We start from the raw sequence: 14,632 nt of genomic DNA on the forward strand, positions 1-14,632 counted from the left end.
TTTCCATGAGCGCCGAGTCACCCGGGCAGAGCGAGCACTATCTCCAAGTCTTCCGGCGGAACTTCCGTACCTGGAGGGGCGATCGCCCGTTCTGGGCCGGCTTGTTCATCCTGCTCGGCGGCTTCCCCATCGCCTACTTCCCGTACGCGAACCTTCAGATCGGCCATCTGACGCTGGCGATGTCCACCACCGCTGGCGCAGGCTCCCTGATCATCGGCGTGCTGCTCTGGGTCCTGGGCATCAGTCTCTGGTTCCAGAAGCACGTACGGACCTTCGCCGGGGTCGCGGCGATCCTGCTCGCGCTGGTCTCCATCCCGGTGTCCAACCTCGGTGGCTTCCTCATCGGCTTCCTCTTCGCCATGACCGGCGGTGCGATGGCGGTCTCCTGGGTTCCTGGAGAGCCCGGCGAGGAGCAGCGCGCGCCGGCGCACAAGAGCGAGGGCGGCGCCCCGGGCGCCCCCGACACCACCCCGAACACCCCGAATACCCCGCACCTGCCGCAGAGCCCGGAGTCCACGGGCCTCCAGCACGGTGCCGACAGCGCGGGCCCCGCGGTCGCCGACGAGTCGGGCGAGCCGAGGGACCTGTCAGGAATGAGCTCCGCTCACGGGGCGAACGGGAGGCACAGTGCCGGCTGACGAGGTGACCCGCGGGACCGAGGTGGACGAGTCCCGGGTGAGAACCGGGCCGCGCCACGCGGCCCCGAGGAAGCCGCTGTTCACCAGGTTCCATGTGCCCGCGGGCAAGGCCGTCGCCATCGCGGCGATGCCGACCGCGGTTCTCATGGGGATGGGGTTCACGCCGACACTCGCCCGGGCCGACGACCACTCGCCCGCCAAGAGCCTGACCGCCGACGAGTACCAGAAGTGCGTCGAGGCTGTGAACGGCAAGGACACGTCGGCCAGCCCGACTCCCTCCGCTTCGGCCTCCTCCTCTTCCTCGCCGAGCGCCTCCGCGTCCGCCGACAAGCCGGATCCGACGCCCTCGGCGAGCACGCCCTCGTCGCCGGACAAGACCTCTTCGTCGGATTCAGGTTCCGACGACAAGGCCGGGTCCACGCCGACGCCGTCCGCGAGCAAGTCGGCGCAGAGCAGTGGCGGTGGCAGCGCTTCGACGGCGACCCCGTCGGCCTCCGCGAGCAGCGGGGGCGACCTGCTGGGCACCATCGGCGACGCGATCACGGGCATCTTCACCGGCGGCAGCGGCTCCACGGCGAGCGCCACCGCGAGCCCCACGCCGTCGGCCTCCGCGTCCGCCTCGGCGAGCGCGACCAAGGGCACCGGCGACACGACCACGTCCGGCACGCTCAAGGACACCACCGGCAAGGTCGCCGACACGGTCAAGAACACCGTGAAGGACACGACCGACGCGGCGACGAAGGCGGCCGAGGACACCACCAAGGCGGTCAAGGACGCGACCGGCGCGGTCACCTCGCCCAGCCCGTCCGCGAGCTCCACCACCAACGCGGCGGACTGCCCGGTCGCCACCGACGCCGAGGGCGGCGTCGACAACCCGGTGACCCTGCCCGACGACCCCTGGTACCTGAACGCCAGTTCGCTGCTCCTCAAGGGCGCGGACTACCAGGGCATCGTGAAGGTGAAGACCGCCAACGGCACTGTCAAGAAGGTCCTGAAGTACGTCATCTCCGACGGCACCGACATCGGCGACCTGCACCAGACGGTGAACGACAAGCAGTCCGGCAAGACGTACCACGTGCAGGCCGGCAGCGGTACGACGTCCACCATCCGTGACGGCAAGACGGTGATGTACACCGAAAGCATCTCCGGCAACCTGCTCGGCCTGATCCCGATCACGTTCAGCCCGGACAACCCGCCGCCGCTGAACATACCGCTGATCTACTTCACCAAGGTGAAGGTCGTCCAGGCCGGTCAGTTCGGCGGCACGCTGACCATCCCCGGGCTGCACCAGTACGTGACCGGCTGACGGCCGGTCGCGACCAAGACCCGTTCGGGAGCCGCACACAGGACTGTGGCCCGGTTCCTCCGCTCACGCGGAGGGCCGGGCCACAGTCGCGGTTGGCCGGCGAGCTGCCGTGAACGCCTGTGCGCAGCATCGAACACCGAGGGCGCCCCCTGTCACAGGAGGCGCCCTCAGTGGCGTACGGGGGCCGCGGGTCAGGCGGTGCGACCGCTCTCGCCCAGGTGGTGCACCCGGACCATGTTGGTGGTGCCGGGGACGCCGGGGGGCGAGCCGGCGGTCATCACGACGATGTCGCCGTCGTTGAACCGCTTGAGCTTCTGGAGCTCGTGGTCGACGAGGTCGACCATCTCGTCGGTGCTCTTCACGAACGGCACGACGTGCGACTCGACGCCCCAGCTCAGCGCGAGCTGGTTGCGGGTGCCCTCGTCGGTGGTGAAGGCCAGGATCGGCTGGGCCGCGCGATAGCGGGAGAGCCGGCGGGCGGTGTCACCGGACTTGGTGAAGGCGACCAGGCCCTTGCCACCGAGGAAGTCGGCGATCTCGCAGGCGGCACGGGCGACCGAACCACCCTGCGTGCGCGGCTTCTTGCCGGGGACCAGGGGCTGCAGACCCTTGGAGAGGAGCTCTTCCTCCGCCGCCACGACGATCTTCGACATCGTCTTGACCGTCTCGATCGGGTACGCGCCCACGCTCGATTCGGCCGAGAGCATGACCGCGTCGGCGCCGTCGAGGATCGCGTTGGCGACGTCGGAGGCCTCGGCGCGGGTCGGCCGGGAGTTGGTGATCATCGACTCCATCATCTGGGTCGCGACGATCACCGGCTTGGCGTTGCGCCGGCACAGCTCCACGAGGCGCTTCTGCACCATCGGGACCTTCTCGAGCGGGTACTCGACGGCCAGGTCGCCACGGGCCACCATGACGGCGTCGAACGCCGCGACGACGGCCTCCATGTTCTCGACCGCCTGCGGCTTCTCGACCTTGGCGATGACGGGGACCCGGCGGCCCTCCTCGTCCATCACCTTGTGCACGTCGTTCACGTCGTTGGCGTCACGCACGAAGGACAGGGCGACCATGTCGCAGCCCATCCGCAGCGCGAAGCGCAGGTCCTCGACGTCCTTCTCGGACAGCGCCGGCACGTTCACGGCCGTGCCGGGCAGGTTGATGCCCTTGTGGTCCGAGATCACACCGCCCTCGATGACGACCGTCTTGACGCGGGAACCGTCGACCTCGACGACCTTCAGCTCGACGTTGCCGTCGTTGATGAGGATCGGGTCGCCCTTGGAGACGTCACCGGGCAGGCCCTTGTAGGTCGTGCCGCAGATGTGCTTGTCGCCGGGCACGTCCTCGATGGTGATGGTGAACTCGTCACCGCGCACCAGCTCGACGGGTCCCTCGGCGAAGGTCTCCAGACGGATCTTCGGGCCCTGCAGGTCGGCGAGGACACCGATGGCCCTGCCGGTCTCGGCCGCGGCGGCCCGGACCCGGTCGTAGCGGCTCTGGTGCTCTGCCTGCGTGCCGTGGCTGAAGTTGAAGCGGGCCACGTTCATGCCGGCTTCGATCAGCGCGACGAGCTGCTCGTGGGAGTCGACCGCGGGGCCGAGAGTACAGACGATTTTCGAACGGCGCATAGGGCGATCCTATCGGTTTGTTTCGCTACGGAATATTCCGTCTGGCGGAAGATACAAAGGGGCGCGCTGCCGCTCAGCTGAGGTGGCACCTGCCCCCCCGTTCGAGGTGGCGTGGTGCCGCTCAAATGAGGTCGTGGGACGCGCCCACGAGTGCGTAGGTCTGCGTGGCGATCTCCAGTTCCTCGTCGGTCGGCACCACGGCCACCGCGACCCGTGCGCCCTCGGGGGAGACGAGTCTGGGCCCGTCCCCTCGAGCCGCGTTCAGGTCGGCGTCGACCGCCAGGCCGAGTTCCTCCAGACCGGCCACCGCGGCCTCGCGCACCGGAGCGGCGTTCTCGCCCACTCCGGCGGTGAAGGCGATCGCGTCCACCCGGCCCAGTACCGCGTAGTAGGCGCCGATGTACTTCTTCAGGCGGTGGATGTAGATGTCGAAGGCGAGCCGCGCCTGCTCGTCACCCTCGTCGACACGGCGACGGATCTCCCGCATGTCGTTGTCGCCGCACAGACCGATCAGGCCGCTCTTCTTGTTCAGCAAAGTGTCGATCTCGTCCGTGGACATCCCGCCAACGCGCATCAAATGGAAGATGACCGCGGGGTCCACGTCGCCCGACCGCGTGCCCATGACCAGTCCCTCCAGCGGCGTGAGCCCCATCGAGGTGTCCACGCAACGGCCGCCCCGGACGGCGGAGGCGGACGCGCCGTTGCCGAGGTGCAGCACGATGACGTTCACGTCCTCGGGGGCCCTGCCCAGGAGCTCGGCCGTCGCCCGGGACACATACGCGTGCGAGGTGCCGTGGAAGCCGTAGCGCCGGATGCGGTACTCGTCTGCGGTCTTCACGTCGATCGCGTAGCGCGCCGCCGACTCCGGCATCGTCGTGTGGAAGGCGGTGTCGAAGACGGCGACCTGGGGCAGGTCGGGGCGCAGCGCCTGGGCCGTACGGACACCGATCAGGTTCGCCGGGTTGTGCAGCGGGGCGACCGGGATCAGCCGCTCGATCTCGGCGAGCACGGTCTCGTCGATGACCGTGGGCGCGGTGAACTGCTGCCCGCCGTGCACCACCCGGTGGCCGATCGCGGCCAGCTCGGGGGAGTCCAGGCCGAGGCCGTCCCTGGTCAGCTCCTCGGCGACGGCCTTGAGCGCGGCGGCGTGGTCGGCGATGGGGCCGATCGTCTCGCGGGTCTCGCCCGTGGTGAGCGCCGTGTGCTTCAGCCGGGAGGTGCCCTCGCCGATGCGCTCGACGAGGCCCATGGCGAGACGGCCGCTGTCGCGCATGTCGAGCAGCTGGTACTTCACCGACGAGGAGCCGGAGTTGAGGACGAGGACGCGGGTGGCGGTCACTGCGGGGGTGCCTTCTGGGTCGAGGTTGGTGGTGGTCATGCCCTGCTCGAAGTCTGGGCCTGGATCGCCGTGATCACGACCGTGTTGACAATGTCCTGTACCAGCGCCCCGCGGGACAGGTCGTTGACGGGCTTGCGCAGGCCCTGCAGGACCGGGCCGACGGCGATCGCGCCGGCCGAGCGCTGTACGGCCTTGTAGGTGTTGTTGCCGGTGTTCAGGTCGGGGAAGATCAGCACGGACGCCTGCCCGGCGACCTCCGAGTCCGGCAGCTTGGTCGCCGCGACGGTCGGTTCGACCGCGGCGTCGTACTGGATCGGCCCCTCGATCTTCAGGTCGTCGCGGCGCAGCCGCACCAGGTCGGTGGCCTCGCGCACCTTGTCGACGTCGGCGCCCGAACCGGACGTCCCCGTGGAGTACGACAGCATCGCGATCCGGGGTTCGACGCCGAACTGTTCGGCCGTGACGGCCGACTGGATGGCGATGTCGCAGAGCTGCTCGGCGTCCGGGTCGGGGTTCACCGCGCAGTCGCCGTAGACCAGGACCTTGTCGGCGAGGCACATGAAGAAGACGGACGAGACGATCTTGGTGTCCGGCTTGGTCTTGATGATCTCGAAGGCGGGCCGGATGGTCGCGGCGGTGGAGTGCACGGAGCCGGAGACCATGCCGTCGGCGAGCCCCTCCTGCACCATCAGCGTCCCGAAGTAGTTCACGTCGGCGACGACGTCGTAGGCCAGCTCGACGGTGACGCCCTTGTGGGCGCGCAGGGCGGCGTACTTCTCGGCGAAGCGCTCGCGCAGCTCGGAGGTGACCGGGTCGATCAGCTGGCTGTCGCCCAGGTCGATGCCGAGGTCGGCGGCCTTCTTGCGGATCTGGTCGACCGGACCGAGCAGCGTCAGGTCGCACACGCCCCGGCGCAGCAGCACCTCCGCGGCGTGCAGGACGCGGGCCTCGGTGCCCTCGGGGAGCACGACGCGGCGCTTGTCGGAGCGGGCCTGTTCGAGGAGCTTGTGCTCGAACATCATCGGGGTGACGCGGTCGCTGCTCGGCGCGGAGACGCGCCTGAGGAGATCGCTGGTGTCGACGTACCGCTCGAAGAGGCCGAGGGCGGTCTCCGCCTTGCGGGGGGTGGCGGCGTTCAACTTCCCCTCCAGGGAGAAGAGTTCGGCCGCGGTGGGGAAGGAGTTGCCGGCCACCGAGATCACCGGGGTGCCGGGGGCGAGGCGGGCGGCGAGGGTGAGGACCTCGTCGCTGGGCCGTTCGTTCAGGGTCAGGAGCACGCCGGCTATGGGTGGGGTGCCGGCGCTGTGCGCGGCGAGCGAGCCGACGACCAGGTCGGCGCGATCGCCCGGGGTGACCACGAGGCATCCCGGGGTCAGGGCGTTCAGGAAGTTCGGCAGCATGGCGCCGCCGAAGACGAAGTCGAGCGCGTCCCGGGCGAGGCCCGCGTCGTCGCCGAGGAGCACCTTGCCGCCGAGGGCGTGGGTGATCTGCGCGACGGTGGGCGCGGAGAGGGCGGGCTCGTCTGGCAGCACGTAACAGGGGACGGGCAGACGGTGGTCGATCCGCTCGCTGATGTCGGCGCGGTCGGCCGGGGCCACCCGGTTCACGACCATGGCGAGGACGTCGCAGCCCAGACCGTCGTACGCGCGGTAGGCGTTGCGCGTCTCGGCGCGCACGGACTCGGCGGTCTGCCCGCGTCCGCCGACCACGGGGATCACGGAGGCGCCGAACTCGTTCGCGAGCCGCGCGTTCAGCGCCAGCTCGTCCGGGAACTGGGTGTCGGCGAAGTCGGTGCCCAGGACGAGGACGACGTCGTAGTCACGGGCGACGAGGTGGAAGCGGTCGACGAGGGAGGAGACCAGCTCGTCCGCGCCCTGCTCGGCCTGGAGCGTGGACGCCTCGTGGTAGTCCATTCCGTACACGCTCGCCGGGTCCTGGGTCAGCCGGTAGCGGGCACGCAGCAGCTCGAAGAGCCGGTCCGGGCCGTCGTGGACGAGTGGACGGAAGACGCCCACCCGGTCGACCTGGCGAGTCAGGAGCTCCATGACCCCCAGCTCGACGACCTGGCGGCCGTCGCCGCGGTCGATCCCGGTCACGTAGACGCTGCGGGTCACGCGTGCTCTCCATCCGTTGCGGCGCTGGGTGGTTTCGGGGCTCGGAAAAATGGCCCACTGGGGTGAGCGGAACCCTCTTGACAATACCTCTGAGGGTAGCTAAGGCGCCCGCCAGGACAAACGTCCTGGTGGGAAGGAGGGAATCGTCGGTGGCCTTCGGCTCATGAAACAATCGGACCGGCTCACACGTACCAGCAGCGAGCAGGAGACACAGCACGATGCGTATCGGAGTTCTCACCGCAGGCGGCGACTGCCCGGGCCTGAACGCCGTGATCCGGTCGGTCGTGCACCGAGCGGTCACCAATTTCGGGGACGAGGTCATCGGCTTCGAGGACGGCTACGCGGGCTTGCTCGACGGCCGCTACCGCACCCTCGACCTCAACGCGGTCAGCGGCATCCTCGCCCGTGGCGGCACGATTCTCGGCTCCTCGCGACTGCAGCGCGACCGGCTCCGCGAGGCCTGCGAGAACGCGCAGGACATGGCCCGCGAGTTCGGCATCGACGTGCTGATCCCGATCGGCGGCGAGGGCACGCTGACGGCCGCCCGGATGCTGTCGGACGCGGGGCTGCCGGTGGTCGGTGTCCCCAAGACGATCGACAACGACATCTCGTCGACCGACCGGACCTTCGGCTTCGACACGGCGGTGGGAGTGGCCACGGAGGCCATGGACCGCCTGAAGACCACCGCCGAGTCCCACCAGCGCGTGATGGTCGTCGAGGTCATGGGCCGGCACGCGGGCTGGATCGCCCTGGAGTCCGGCATGGCGGCCGGCGCCCACGGCATCTGTCTGCCCGAGCGTCCCTTCGACCCGTCCGACGTGATGGCGATGGTCGAGGAGCGTTTCGCCCGCGGCAAGAAGTTCGCGGTCATCTGCGTCGCCGAGGGCGCCCACCCCGTCGAGGGCACCATGGACTACGGCCACGGCGCCATCGACCAGTTCGGCCACGAGCGCTTCCAGGGCATCGGTACGGCGCTGGCGTACGAGCTGGAGCGGCGCCTGGGCAAGGAGGCCAAGCCGGTCATCCTCGGCCATGTGCAGCGGGGCGGCACCCCGACCGCGTACGACCGGGTGCTCGCCACGCGGTTCGGCTGGCACGCGGTGGAGGCGGCGCACCGGGGTGAATTCGGCCGGATGACGGCGCTGCGGGGGACGGACGTGCTGATGGTGCCGCTGGCGGAGGCGGTCACGGAGCTGAAGACGGTGCCGAAGGACCGGATGGACGAGGCGGAGTCGGTCTTCTAGGTCGTACGGCCTGGAGTCGCACGGCCGGGTCGTCGTACGGCCTGGGGTCGCACGGGTTCGGTTCGAGCGGACTCAGTACGTGGTTCTCTGGACCATCGCCCAGAAGTGATCGACGATCCGGTCGAGGAAGTCTCGGCCGGAGTCGTCGGCGTCGGCGGCGGCCGATCCGCCGCTCCAGCTGAGCGTGGCCACCATCTGCCCCTGGTACTCCGTGTGCATCGCCTGGAGGACGTCCTCCAGGAGGCGCCGGTCCAGCGGGATCATCTTCCCGACCGGACGGACGTACGCCTGCCAGCGCGTGGTCACCGCGCTGCGCAACAGCTCGGCCAGCTTGTCGTCGCGTCCCGTGACGGTGATGAAGTCCCGCAGCGACAGTTCGAGGGTGTCGGCGAGGACGACCGACTGCCGGTCGTTGCCGCGCCACTCGTCGGCCTCCTCCATCCGCTGGTAGGCGAGGAGTTCGAGGCCGACGGTACGGGCGACGTCCTCCTGGGCCAGCCCGCGTGACACGCGGTGCTCGCGCAACGTCCGCGGCGCGCCGATGAGTTCACCCGGCGAACACCACAACACGCTCGCGAGCGCGGTGAGTTCGGGCCCGCTGGGGGTGGTCATCCCTCTCTCCCAGGCCAGGACGAGGTCGGGGGTGACGTACGGCAGCCCGTACGAGGCTCTCATCCCGTACGCGACGTGTTCGGGGCCCATGCCGAGGGCAGCCCGCAGTCTGCGGGCGGCCGGAGCGTTGAAGGGCGGGGTGGGCTGATGGGCCTGCGGTCGCTGCACGCGCACAAAGTATGGGGCCGCGGCGATGGTGACTACGGTCTGTTCGGCCACAATCACGGATCGTACGAACATACGGCTCTGCCCTCACCGCCCCTTCCTGTTCGATCCTCCCAGGGGTTCGGGGCCGGGATGCGGCCTGCGGGCGGGTGATGGCTGGTCGCGCGGTTCCCCGTGCCCCTGAGGGTGCGTCGAAAAATCGTTTGATTCGGTCACCTAGGGTGAAGACATGACGACCGCACCGCGCCTCGAGAAGATCACCCCCGGCAATTTCGACACCGCGATCGGACTGAAGGTCCGCCCCGATCAGGAGCACCTGGTCGCGCCCGTCGTGAAGTCGCTGGCCGAGGCCTATGTGTATCCCGGTGTCGCCGGGCCCCGCCTCATCGTGGACGGGGAGCGGACCGTCGGGTTTCTGATGGCCTTCTTCGACATCAACTGGGACGGAGGCGAGTCGGGCACGGACCTCCGCTCCGGGCTGTGGCGTCTGAACATCGCGGCCGGGGAGCAGGGCAGGGGGTACGGCCGCTTCGCGGTCGAGGCCGTGGCCGCCGAGATCAGGCGCCGCGGCGGCACCCGTCTCACGGTCACCTGGCATCCCGGTGAGACCGGCCCGGAGGGCTTCTATCTCGGGCTGGGATTCAAGCTGACCGGAGAGACGAGCGGGGGGCAGACGGTGGGGGTGCTGGAGTGGGAGGAGGAGTAGGCCTCGGCCTTGGCCTCGGCGGGTAGGGGCAGGCCCGGCCCTCACCCCTTGACCGCGCCGCCCAGCGCGAACCCCCCGCCCAATCGCCTGGCCACCAGTACGTACAGCAGGATCACCGGCGTCGAGTAGATGACCGAGAACGCGGCCAGCTGTCCGTAGACCACCGTTCCCCGGTTTCCGAAGAAGTCGTTGATGCTCACGGACGCCGGCATCTGGTCCGGTGTCAGCAGGAGCATGAACGGGACGAAGAAGTTCCCCCACATCATCACGAACGAGAAGACCGTCACCACCGCCACCCCCGGACCCATCAGCGGCAGCACGATCCGTACCAGGGACTGGAGCGACGACGCCCCGTCCGTCCACGCCGCCTCCTCCAGTTCCTTCGGCACGCCGTCCATGAAGTTCTTCATCAGCCAGATGGCGAAGGGGAGTTGGGACGCGGCGAAGAAGAAGATCGTGCCCTGCACGGTGTCGATGAGGTTCACCCGTACGAACAACGCGTACACCGGGACCATGATCGCCGTGATCGGCAGGCACGTCGCGAAGAGGATCGTCAGAAGGAAGGGACGGTTCAGTCGCGAGCGGAACCGCGACAGCGGATACGCGGCCAGCGCCGCGCACACCACCGTGAGCAGCGTCCCGCCCCCGCACAGGATCAGGCTGTTGAGCAGCGGTGTGTAGGTGATGTCCGGTTTCAGGACCGCGTCGAAGTTGTCCAGCGTGAGACCGTCCGGGACCTGCACCCTGAGGCCCGCGTGCGGGTCGAGGGCGGACAGGACCACCCAGGCGAGCGGGAGGGCGAAGGTGGCGGCCACCACCAGCAGGCCCGCGTCGGCGGCCAGCCGGCGGCCGGTGCGGCGGGACCTCGGTGTCCTGCGGACCGGCATCTCAGACCTCCGTCCGCAGCAGCCGCATGTACACCAGCGAGAACAGTGAGCCGACCACCAGCAGGAGCAGTGCCACCGCGGTGCCGTATCCGATCATGCTCTTCTGGAAGGCCTGCTCGTACATGAAGAGCGGCAGCGTCTGGCTCCTGTTCCCCGGGCCGCCCCTCGTCATCACCCAGATCAGCCCGAACACCGACAGCGTCTGAAGGGTGTTGAGCATCAGGTTCGTGCCGATCGAGCGGCGGATCATCGGCAGCGTGATGTGCCACATGCGGCGCCAGCCACCCGCCCCGTCCACCTCCGCCGCCTCGGTGATCTCCTTCGGTATCTCGTTCAGGGCCGCCGAGTACACCAGCATGGAGAAGGCCGTCCCCCGCCAGACGTTCGCGAACGACACCGCCAGGATCGGCAGCGTGAACAGCCAGTTCTGGGTGGGCAGGTGGAGCCAGTCCAGGATCGCGTTCAGCGTGCCTTCCCGTCGGAAGAACGCGTACAGCAGGAACCCCGCCACCACCTCCGGCAGCACCCACGCCGTGACCACGATCCCGCCCACGACCGTCCGCACCGGCTTCGACGCCCGCTGCATCAGCGAAGCCAGCGCCAGGCCCAGCGTGTTCTGGCCGACCAGTGACGACAGGACCGTGAACACCAGCGTCAGCCAGACCGCGTTCAGGAACGCGTCGTCCTTGAACGCCGCCCGGAAGTTCTCGAAGCCGACGAAGGACGAGTGCGCCTGGCCGGTGAGCTGGAGGTCGGTGAAGGCGATGTACGCGCAGTACGCGATCGGGCCCGCCAGGAAGAGGAGCAGGAGGGCGACGGCGGGGGTGAGGGGGAGGGCGCGGGTCAGGGTGCGGCGCAGCCTCACTTCCTGATCACCTGGTTGTCGGTGGCCGTCTTGAGTTCCTCGTCGTACCCGCTCGCCGCCTTGTCGACCGAGCTGTCACCCGTCGTCACGCCCTCCATGGCCTCCTGGATGGCCGTCGAGACCTTGGGATAGGCCGGGTACGCGGGGCGGTAGTGCGTGCTCGCGACCAGGTCCGTGAAGAACTTGATGCCGGGCTGCGCCTTCACGTACCCGGGGTCGGAGGCCACGTCCTTGCGCACCGCGATGCCGGAGTTGGCGATGTACCACTTCTGCGCGTTCGCCTTGGTCTGCATCGTCTCGATGAACTTGAAGGCGAGATCCGGGTTGGACGCCTTGGCGGGGATCGACCAGGTCCAGCCGCCGGACATGCTCACCTTGCCGGGAGCCTGGCCGGTCTGCGTCGGCATGTAGGCGAGGCCGAGTTTCTGCGACCACTCGGGCCACTCGTGCCCCGCGCCCTTCAGCCAGTCCTGCGGCAGCCAGCTGCCGTCCAGGTTGATGCCGAGCTTGCCCTTGGGCATCAGTTCGCCGCGGACGTTCGTGGGGAAGTTCGGGTCCAGGGCGTCCGAGACATCGGGGCCCAGCTTCTCCTTGTAGACCGTGTGCACGAAGGTGAGCGCGTCCTTGAAGGCCCGACTGCCCGCGATCCACTTCTTCGACGCCGTGTCGTACAGAGGGTCCGACGTGCCGTCACCCGTCCCGTACAGCAGCATCTCGAAGCCCTGCATGGTGGCCGCCTCGCCCGCCGGCTTGCCCGTGTAGACGTTGAGCGGGGTGACGCCGGGGACCTTCGCCTTGATGGTGCGTGCGGCGGCCAGCACCTCGTCCCACGTCTTCGGCTGCCAGTCCGCGGGCAGGCCCGCCTTCTTGAAGATGCCCTTGTCGAACCAGAGGCCCCGGGTGTCCGTGCCGTCCGGGACGCCGTACGTCTTGCCGTCCTGCGCCTTCGCGGCCGACTGCGCCGTGTCGACGAACTGGTTCCAGTCGGGCCACTTGTCGAGGTAGGGGTCCAGGGGTTTCAAGTACCCGCTCGTGATGTCCGAGTTGATGAGGAAGGTGTCCTCGTAGACCAGGTCGGGGGCCGTCTTGGGGGATCTCAGCATCTGCTGGAGCTTGGTGTAGTACTCGGAGTCCGGGGCCTTGATCGGGACGAGTTCGACCTTCTTGCCGGGGTTGGCCTTCTCGAACTCCTTCTTCATCTCCCCCAAGTAGGTGTCCATGACGCGGATCGAGTTGTCCGTGGACTGCTTGAAGGAGACCTTCACGGTGTCCGGATCGCTTCCGGAGCCCGATCCGCAGGCGCTGAGCGCGGTCGCGGTGAGCAGAGTGGCGAGGAGTAGCGGGGCGGCGGTGGGGCGCACGGGCACGACCTCCTACTGGCCGACGTCATTGGTGGCCGAGTTGTCTGCCCGGTGAACGTAAGAGCGTGGACTAGTCCACGTCAATGACCTTGCAGCGGCTCGTGACCTTGCGGCGGCCCACGGAGGGCGGCAGGCGTGTGATGTCCCAGTGGGACATGAGTCTCACCGGGTCTCATGTCCCACTGAGACATCTGTGCGGTACGGTCGGGGACATGAAGGTCAACGAGGACACCTTTCCCGACCCCGTCCCGGCTCAGGACGGAGTCGAGGACCGTCGGCAGCGCAAGGCCCGGCAGACCCGCAACGCCCTGGCCGCCGCCGCGCTCGACCTGATCCTGGAGCGCGGCCTCGCCGACGTCACCGTCGGGGCCGTCGCCGACCGCGCCGACGTCACCCGCCGCACCTTCAGCCGCCACTTCGTGGGCAAGGAGGACGCCGCCCTCGACTTCGTCCGGGGCGACGGGGACCGCATCAACGCCCTCCTGCGGGCCCGGCCCGCCGACGAACCCCCGCTCCTCGCCTACCGCAGGGCCGTCGCCGACTGGCTCGCCGACCGGGAGAACCCGGCCTCGCACATACGGCCGCGCATGCGCGCGCTGCTCGCCCTCGTCGACACCGAACCCGCGCTGTTCGCCGCGTACGAGCGCATCCGGGTCGACGCCCAGGAGGAGTCGATCCGCATCATCGCCGACCGGCTCGCCGTCGACGACGTCCGCGATCTGCGCCCGGCCGTCGTCGTCGACGCCGCCGCGGGCGTCCTCACCGCCGCGCTGCGCGCCTGGGCGCGCGGCATACAGGCGGACCACTCCGACGCGGACCCCGACGCGCACCCCGGGGACCGCCCCGAAGACCACCACGACCCGGACGCCGTCGACCTCGCCGCTCTCGTGGAGCAGGCCTACGACGCCCTGATGGGAGAGGCCGCCCTCGCGGCCTCCCACCGCACCACCCCCGTATCAGGAAAGTGATCAGCGACATGGCCCTCACCACCCCCAGCGCCCTCGTCCCCGACTACTCCACCGAGTTCTCCGGCAAGGCCGCCCTCGTCACCGGCGCCGCCTCCGGCATCGGCCTCGCCACCGCCCGCCGCCTCGGCGCCGGCGGTGCGGGCGTCGTCATCGCCGACCACAACGCCGAGGGCGCCGAGAAGGCCGCCGCCGAACTCCGGGCCGAGGGCATCCACGCCGCCGCCGTCGCGGTCGACGTCACCCGGCCCGAGTCCGTCGAGGCGGCCGTCGCCTTCGCCGTCGACACCTTCGGCGGCCTGCACCTCGCCGTGAACAACGCGGGCGTCGGCGGACCCGTCGTGCCCACCGGCGCGTACGACATCGACGCCTACAACCGGGTGGTGCGCACGAACCTCGACGGGGTCTTCCACTCCCTGCGCTACGAGCTTCCGGCCATCGAGGCGGCGGGCACGGGCGGCGCGATCGTCAACGTCTCCTCGATCCTCGGCTCGGTCGCCTCGGCCGGCTCGTCCGCGTACGTCGCCGCCAAGCACGGCGTGGTGGGACTGACGAAGGCCGCGGCCGCCGAGTACGCCCCGAAGGGCATCCGCGTCAACGCGGTCGGCCCCGGCTTCATCGACACCCCGCTGCTGAAGGAGATGGAGAAGGCCCAGTACGACGGCCTGGTCGCGCTGCACCCGGCAGGCCGCCTCGGCCGCCCCGAGGAGGTCGCCGAGCTGGTCACCTTCCTGCTCTCCGAGCGCGCCTCCTTCGTCCACGGCAGCTACCACCTGGTCGACGGCGCCTACACGGCCGTCTGAGT

Annotated in this window: 13 protein-coding genes; 6 read left to right on the forward strand and 7 right to left on the reverse strand. The window is 69.5% G+C overall.

Translation table 11 applies throughout. The features are described from left to right. Nucleotides 1-5 precede the first annotated feature (5 nt). Together FNV62_RS34460 and FNV62_RS34465 are read left to right on the forward strand one after the other, a co-directional pair. Nucleotides 6-638 (forward strand): DUF6114 domain-containing protein, encoded by a 633-nt coding sequence (locus FNV62_RS34460; RefSeq protein ID WP_060900276.1) that lies wholly within the window; start codon nucleotides 6-8, stop codon nucleotides 636-638. Then, the gene (locus FNV62_RS34465) at nucleotides 628-1,944 is read left to right on the forward strand and encodes a hypothetical protein (RefSeq protein ID WP_143602947.1); all 1,317 of its coding nucleotides are present in this window, start codon (nucleotides 628-630) and stop codon (nucleotides 1,942-1,944) included. The genes FNV62_RS34460 and FNV62_RS34465 overlap by 11 nt, the downstream gene beginning before the upstream one ends. A gap of 191 nt (nucleotides 1,945-2,135) precedes the next feature. On the opposite strand, the gene pyk is transcribed toward FNV62_RS34465, so the two are convergent. From pyk to pta, 3 genes are all read right to left on the reverse strand, one after another. Then, the gene (gene pyk, locus FNV62_RS34470) at nucleotides 2,136-3,569 is read right to left on the reverse strand and encodes a pyruvate kinase (protein WP_054233178.1); all 1,434 of its coding nucleotides are present in this window, start codon (nucleotides 3,567-3,569) and stop codon (nucleotides 2,136-2,138) included. Between the two features lie 121 nt (nucleotides 3,570-3,690). Further along, the gene (locus tag FNV62_RS34475) at nucleotides 3,691-4,908 is read right to left on the reverse strand and encodes an acetate kinase (RefSeq protein WP_143605655.1); all 1,218 of its coding nucleotides are present in this window, start codon (nucleotides 4,906-4,908) and stop codon (nucleotides 3,691-3,693) included. A 35-nt stretch (nucleotides 4,909-4,943) separates the two neighbouring features. Further along, the gene (gene pta, locus FNV62_RS34480; protein WP_097286271.1) at nucleotides 4,944-7,022 is read right to left on the reverse strand and encodes a phosphate acetyltransferase; all 2,079 of its coding nucleotides are present in this window, start codon (nucleotides 7,020-7,022) and stop codon (nucleotides 4,944-4,946) included. Nucleotides 7,023-7,240: 218 nt separating this feature from the next. Here pta and FNV62_RS34485 point away from each other — a divergent pair, with 218 nt between their 5' ends. Next, on the forward strand, nucleotides 7,241-8,266 hold the full coding sequence (locus FNV62_RS34485) for an ATP-dependent 6-phosphofructokinase (RefSeq protein ID WP_097286272.1): 1,026 nt from the start codon (nucleotides 7,241-7,243) through the stop codon (nucleotides 8,264-8,266). A 72-nt stretch (nucleotides 8,267-8,338) separates the two neighbouring features. Here the strand turns inward: FNV62_RS34485 and FNV62_RS34490 are convergent, their stop codons facing one another. Then, nucleotides 8,339-8,968 carry an XRE family transcriptional regulator gene (locus tag FNV62_RS34490; protein ID WP_143652211.1) on the reverse strand — a complete coding sequence of 210 codons (630 nt, stop codon included), beginning with the start codon at nucleotides 8,966-8,968 and terminating at the stop codon, nucleotides 8,339-8,341. 304 nt (nucleotides 8,969-9,272) lie between these two features. On the opposite strand from FNV62_RS34490, the gene FNV62_RS34495 reads away from it, so the two are divergent. Then, complete coding sequence (locus tag FNV62_RS34495; protein WP_144315785.1) at nucleotides 9,273-9,749, forward strand: GNAT family N-acetyltransferase; 477 nt, start codon at nucleotides 9,273-9,275, stop codon at nucleotides 9,747-9,749. A 41-nt stretch (nucleotides 9,750-9,790) separates the two neighbouring features. Here the strand turns inward: FNV62_RS34495 and FNV62_RS34500 are convergent, their stop codons facing one another. The 3 genes from FNV62_RS34500 to FNV62_RS34510 are packed head-to-tail and all read right to left on the reverse strand — an operon-like array spanning nucleotide 9,791 to nucleotide 12,868. Then, nucleotides 9,791-10,636, reverse strand: coding sequence for a carbohydrate ABC transporter permease (locus FNV62_RS34500; RefSeq protein ID WP_143628138.1), 846 nt, complete (start codon nucleotides 10,634-10,636; stop codon nucleotides 9,791-9,793). 1 nt (nucleotide 10,637) lies between these two features. Next, nucleotides 10,638-11,501 (reverse strand): carbohydrate ABC transporter permease, encoded by an 864-nt coding sequence (locus FNV62_RS34505; RefSeq protein WP_143602948.1) that lies wholly within the window; start codon nucleotides 11,499-11,501, stop codon nucleotides 10,638-10,640. After that, nucleotides 11,498-12,868 carry an extracellular solute-binding protein gene (locus FNV62_RS34510; RefSeq protein ID WP_143628140.1) on the reverse strand — a complete coding sequence of 457 codons (1,371 nt, stop codon included), beginning with the start codon at nucleotides 12,866-12,868 and terminating at the stop codon, nucleotides 11,498-11,500. The genes FNV62_RS34505 and FNV62_RS34510 overlap by 4 nt, the downstream gene beginning before the upstream one ends. A 206-nt stretch (nucleotides 12,869-13,074) precedes the next feature. Here FNV62_RS34510 and FNV62_RS34515 point away from each other — a divergent pair, with 206 nt between their 5' ends. Both FNV62_RS34515 and FNV62_RS34520 read left to right on the forward strand, forming a co-directional pair. Beyond that, nucleotides 13,075-13,830 carry a TetR/AcrR family transcriptional regulator gene (locus FNV62_RS34515; protein ID WP_143628142.1) on the forward strand — a complete coding sequence of 252 codons (756 nt, stop codon included), beginning with the start codon at nucleotides 13,075-13,077 and terminating at the stop codon, nucleotides 13,828-13,830. 8 nt (nucleotides 13,831-13,838) lie between these two features. Continuing rightward, nucleotides 13,839-14,630: an SDR family NAD(P)-dependent oxidoreductase gene (locus FNV62_RS34520; protein ID WP_143602951.1), complete on the forward strand. Its 792-nt coding sequence runs from the start codon at nucleotides 13,839-13,841 to the stop codon at nucleotides 14,628-14,630. Nucleotides 14,631-14,632: the final 2 nt, after the last annotated feature.

It is taken from the genome of Streptomyces sp. RLB3-17 (genome assembly GCF_007113425.2).
GTDB classification, from domain to species: domain Bacteria; phylum Actinomycetota; class Actinomycetes; order Streptomycetales; family Streptomycetaceae; genus Streptomyces; species Streptomyces mirabilis_D.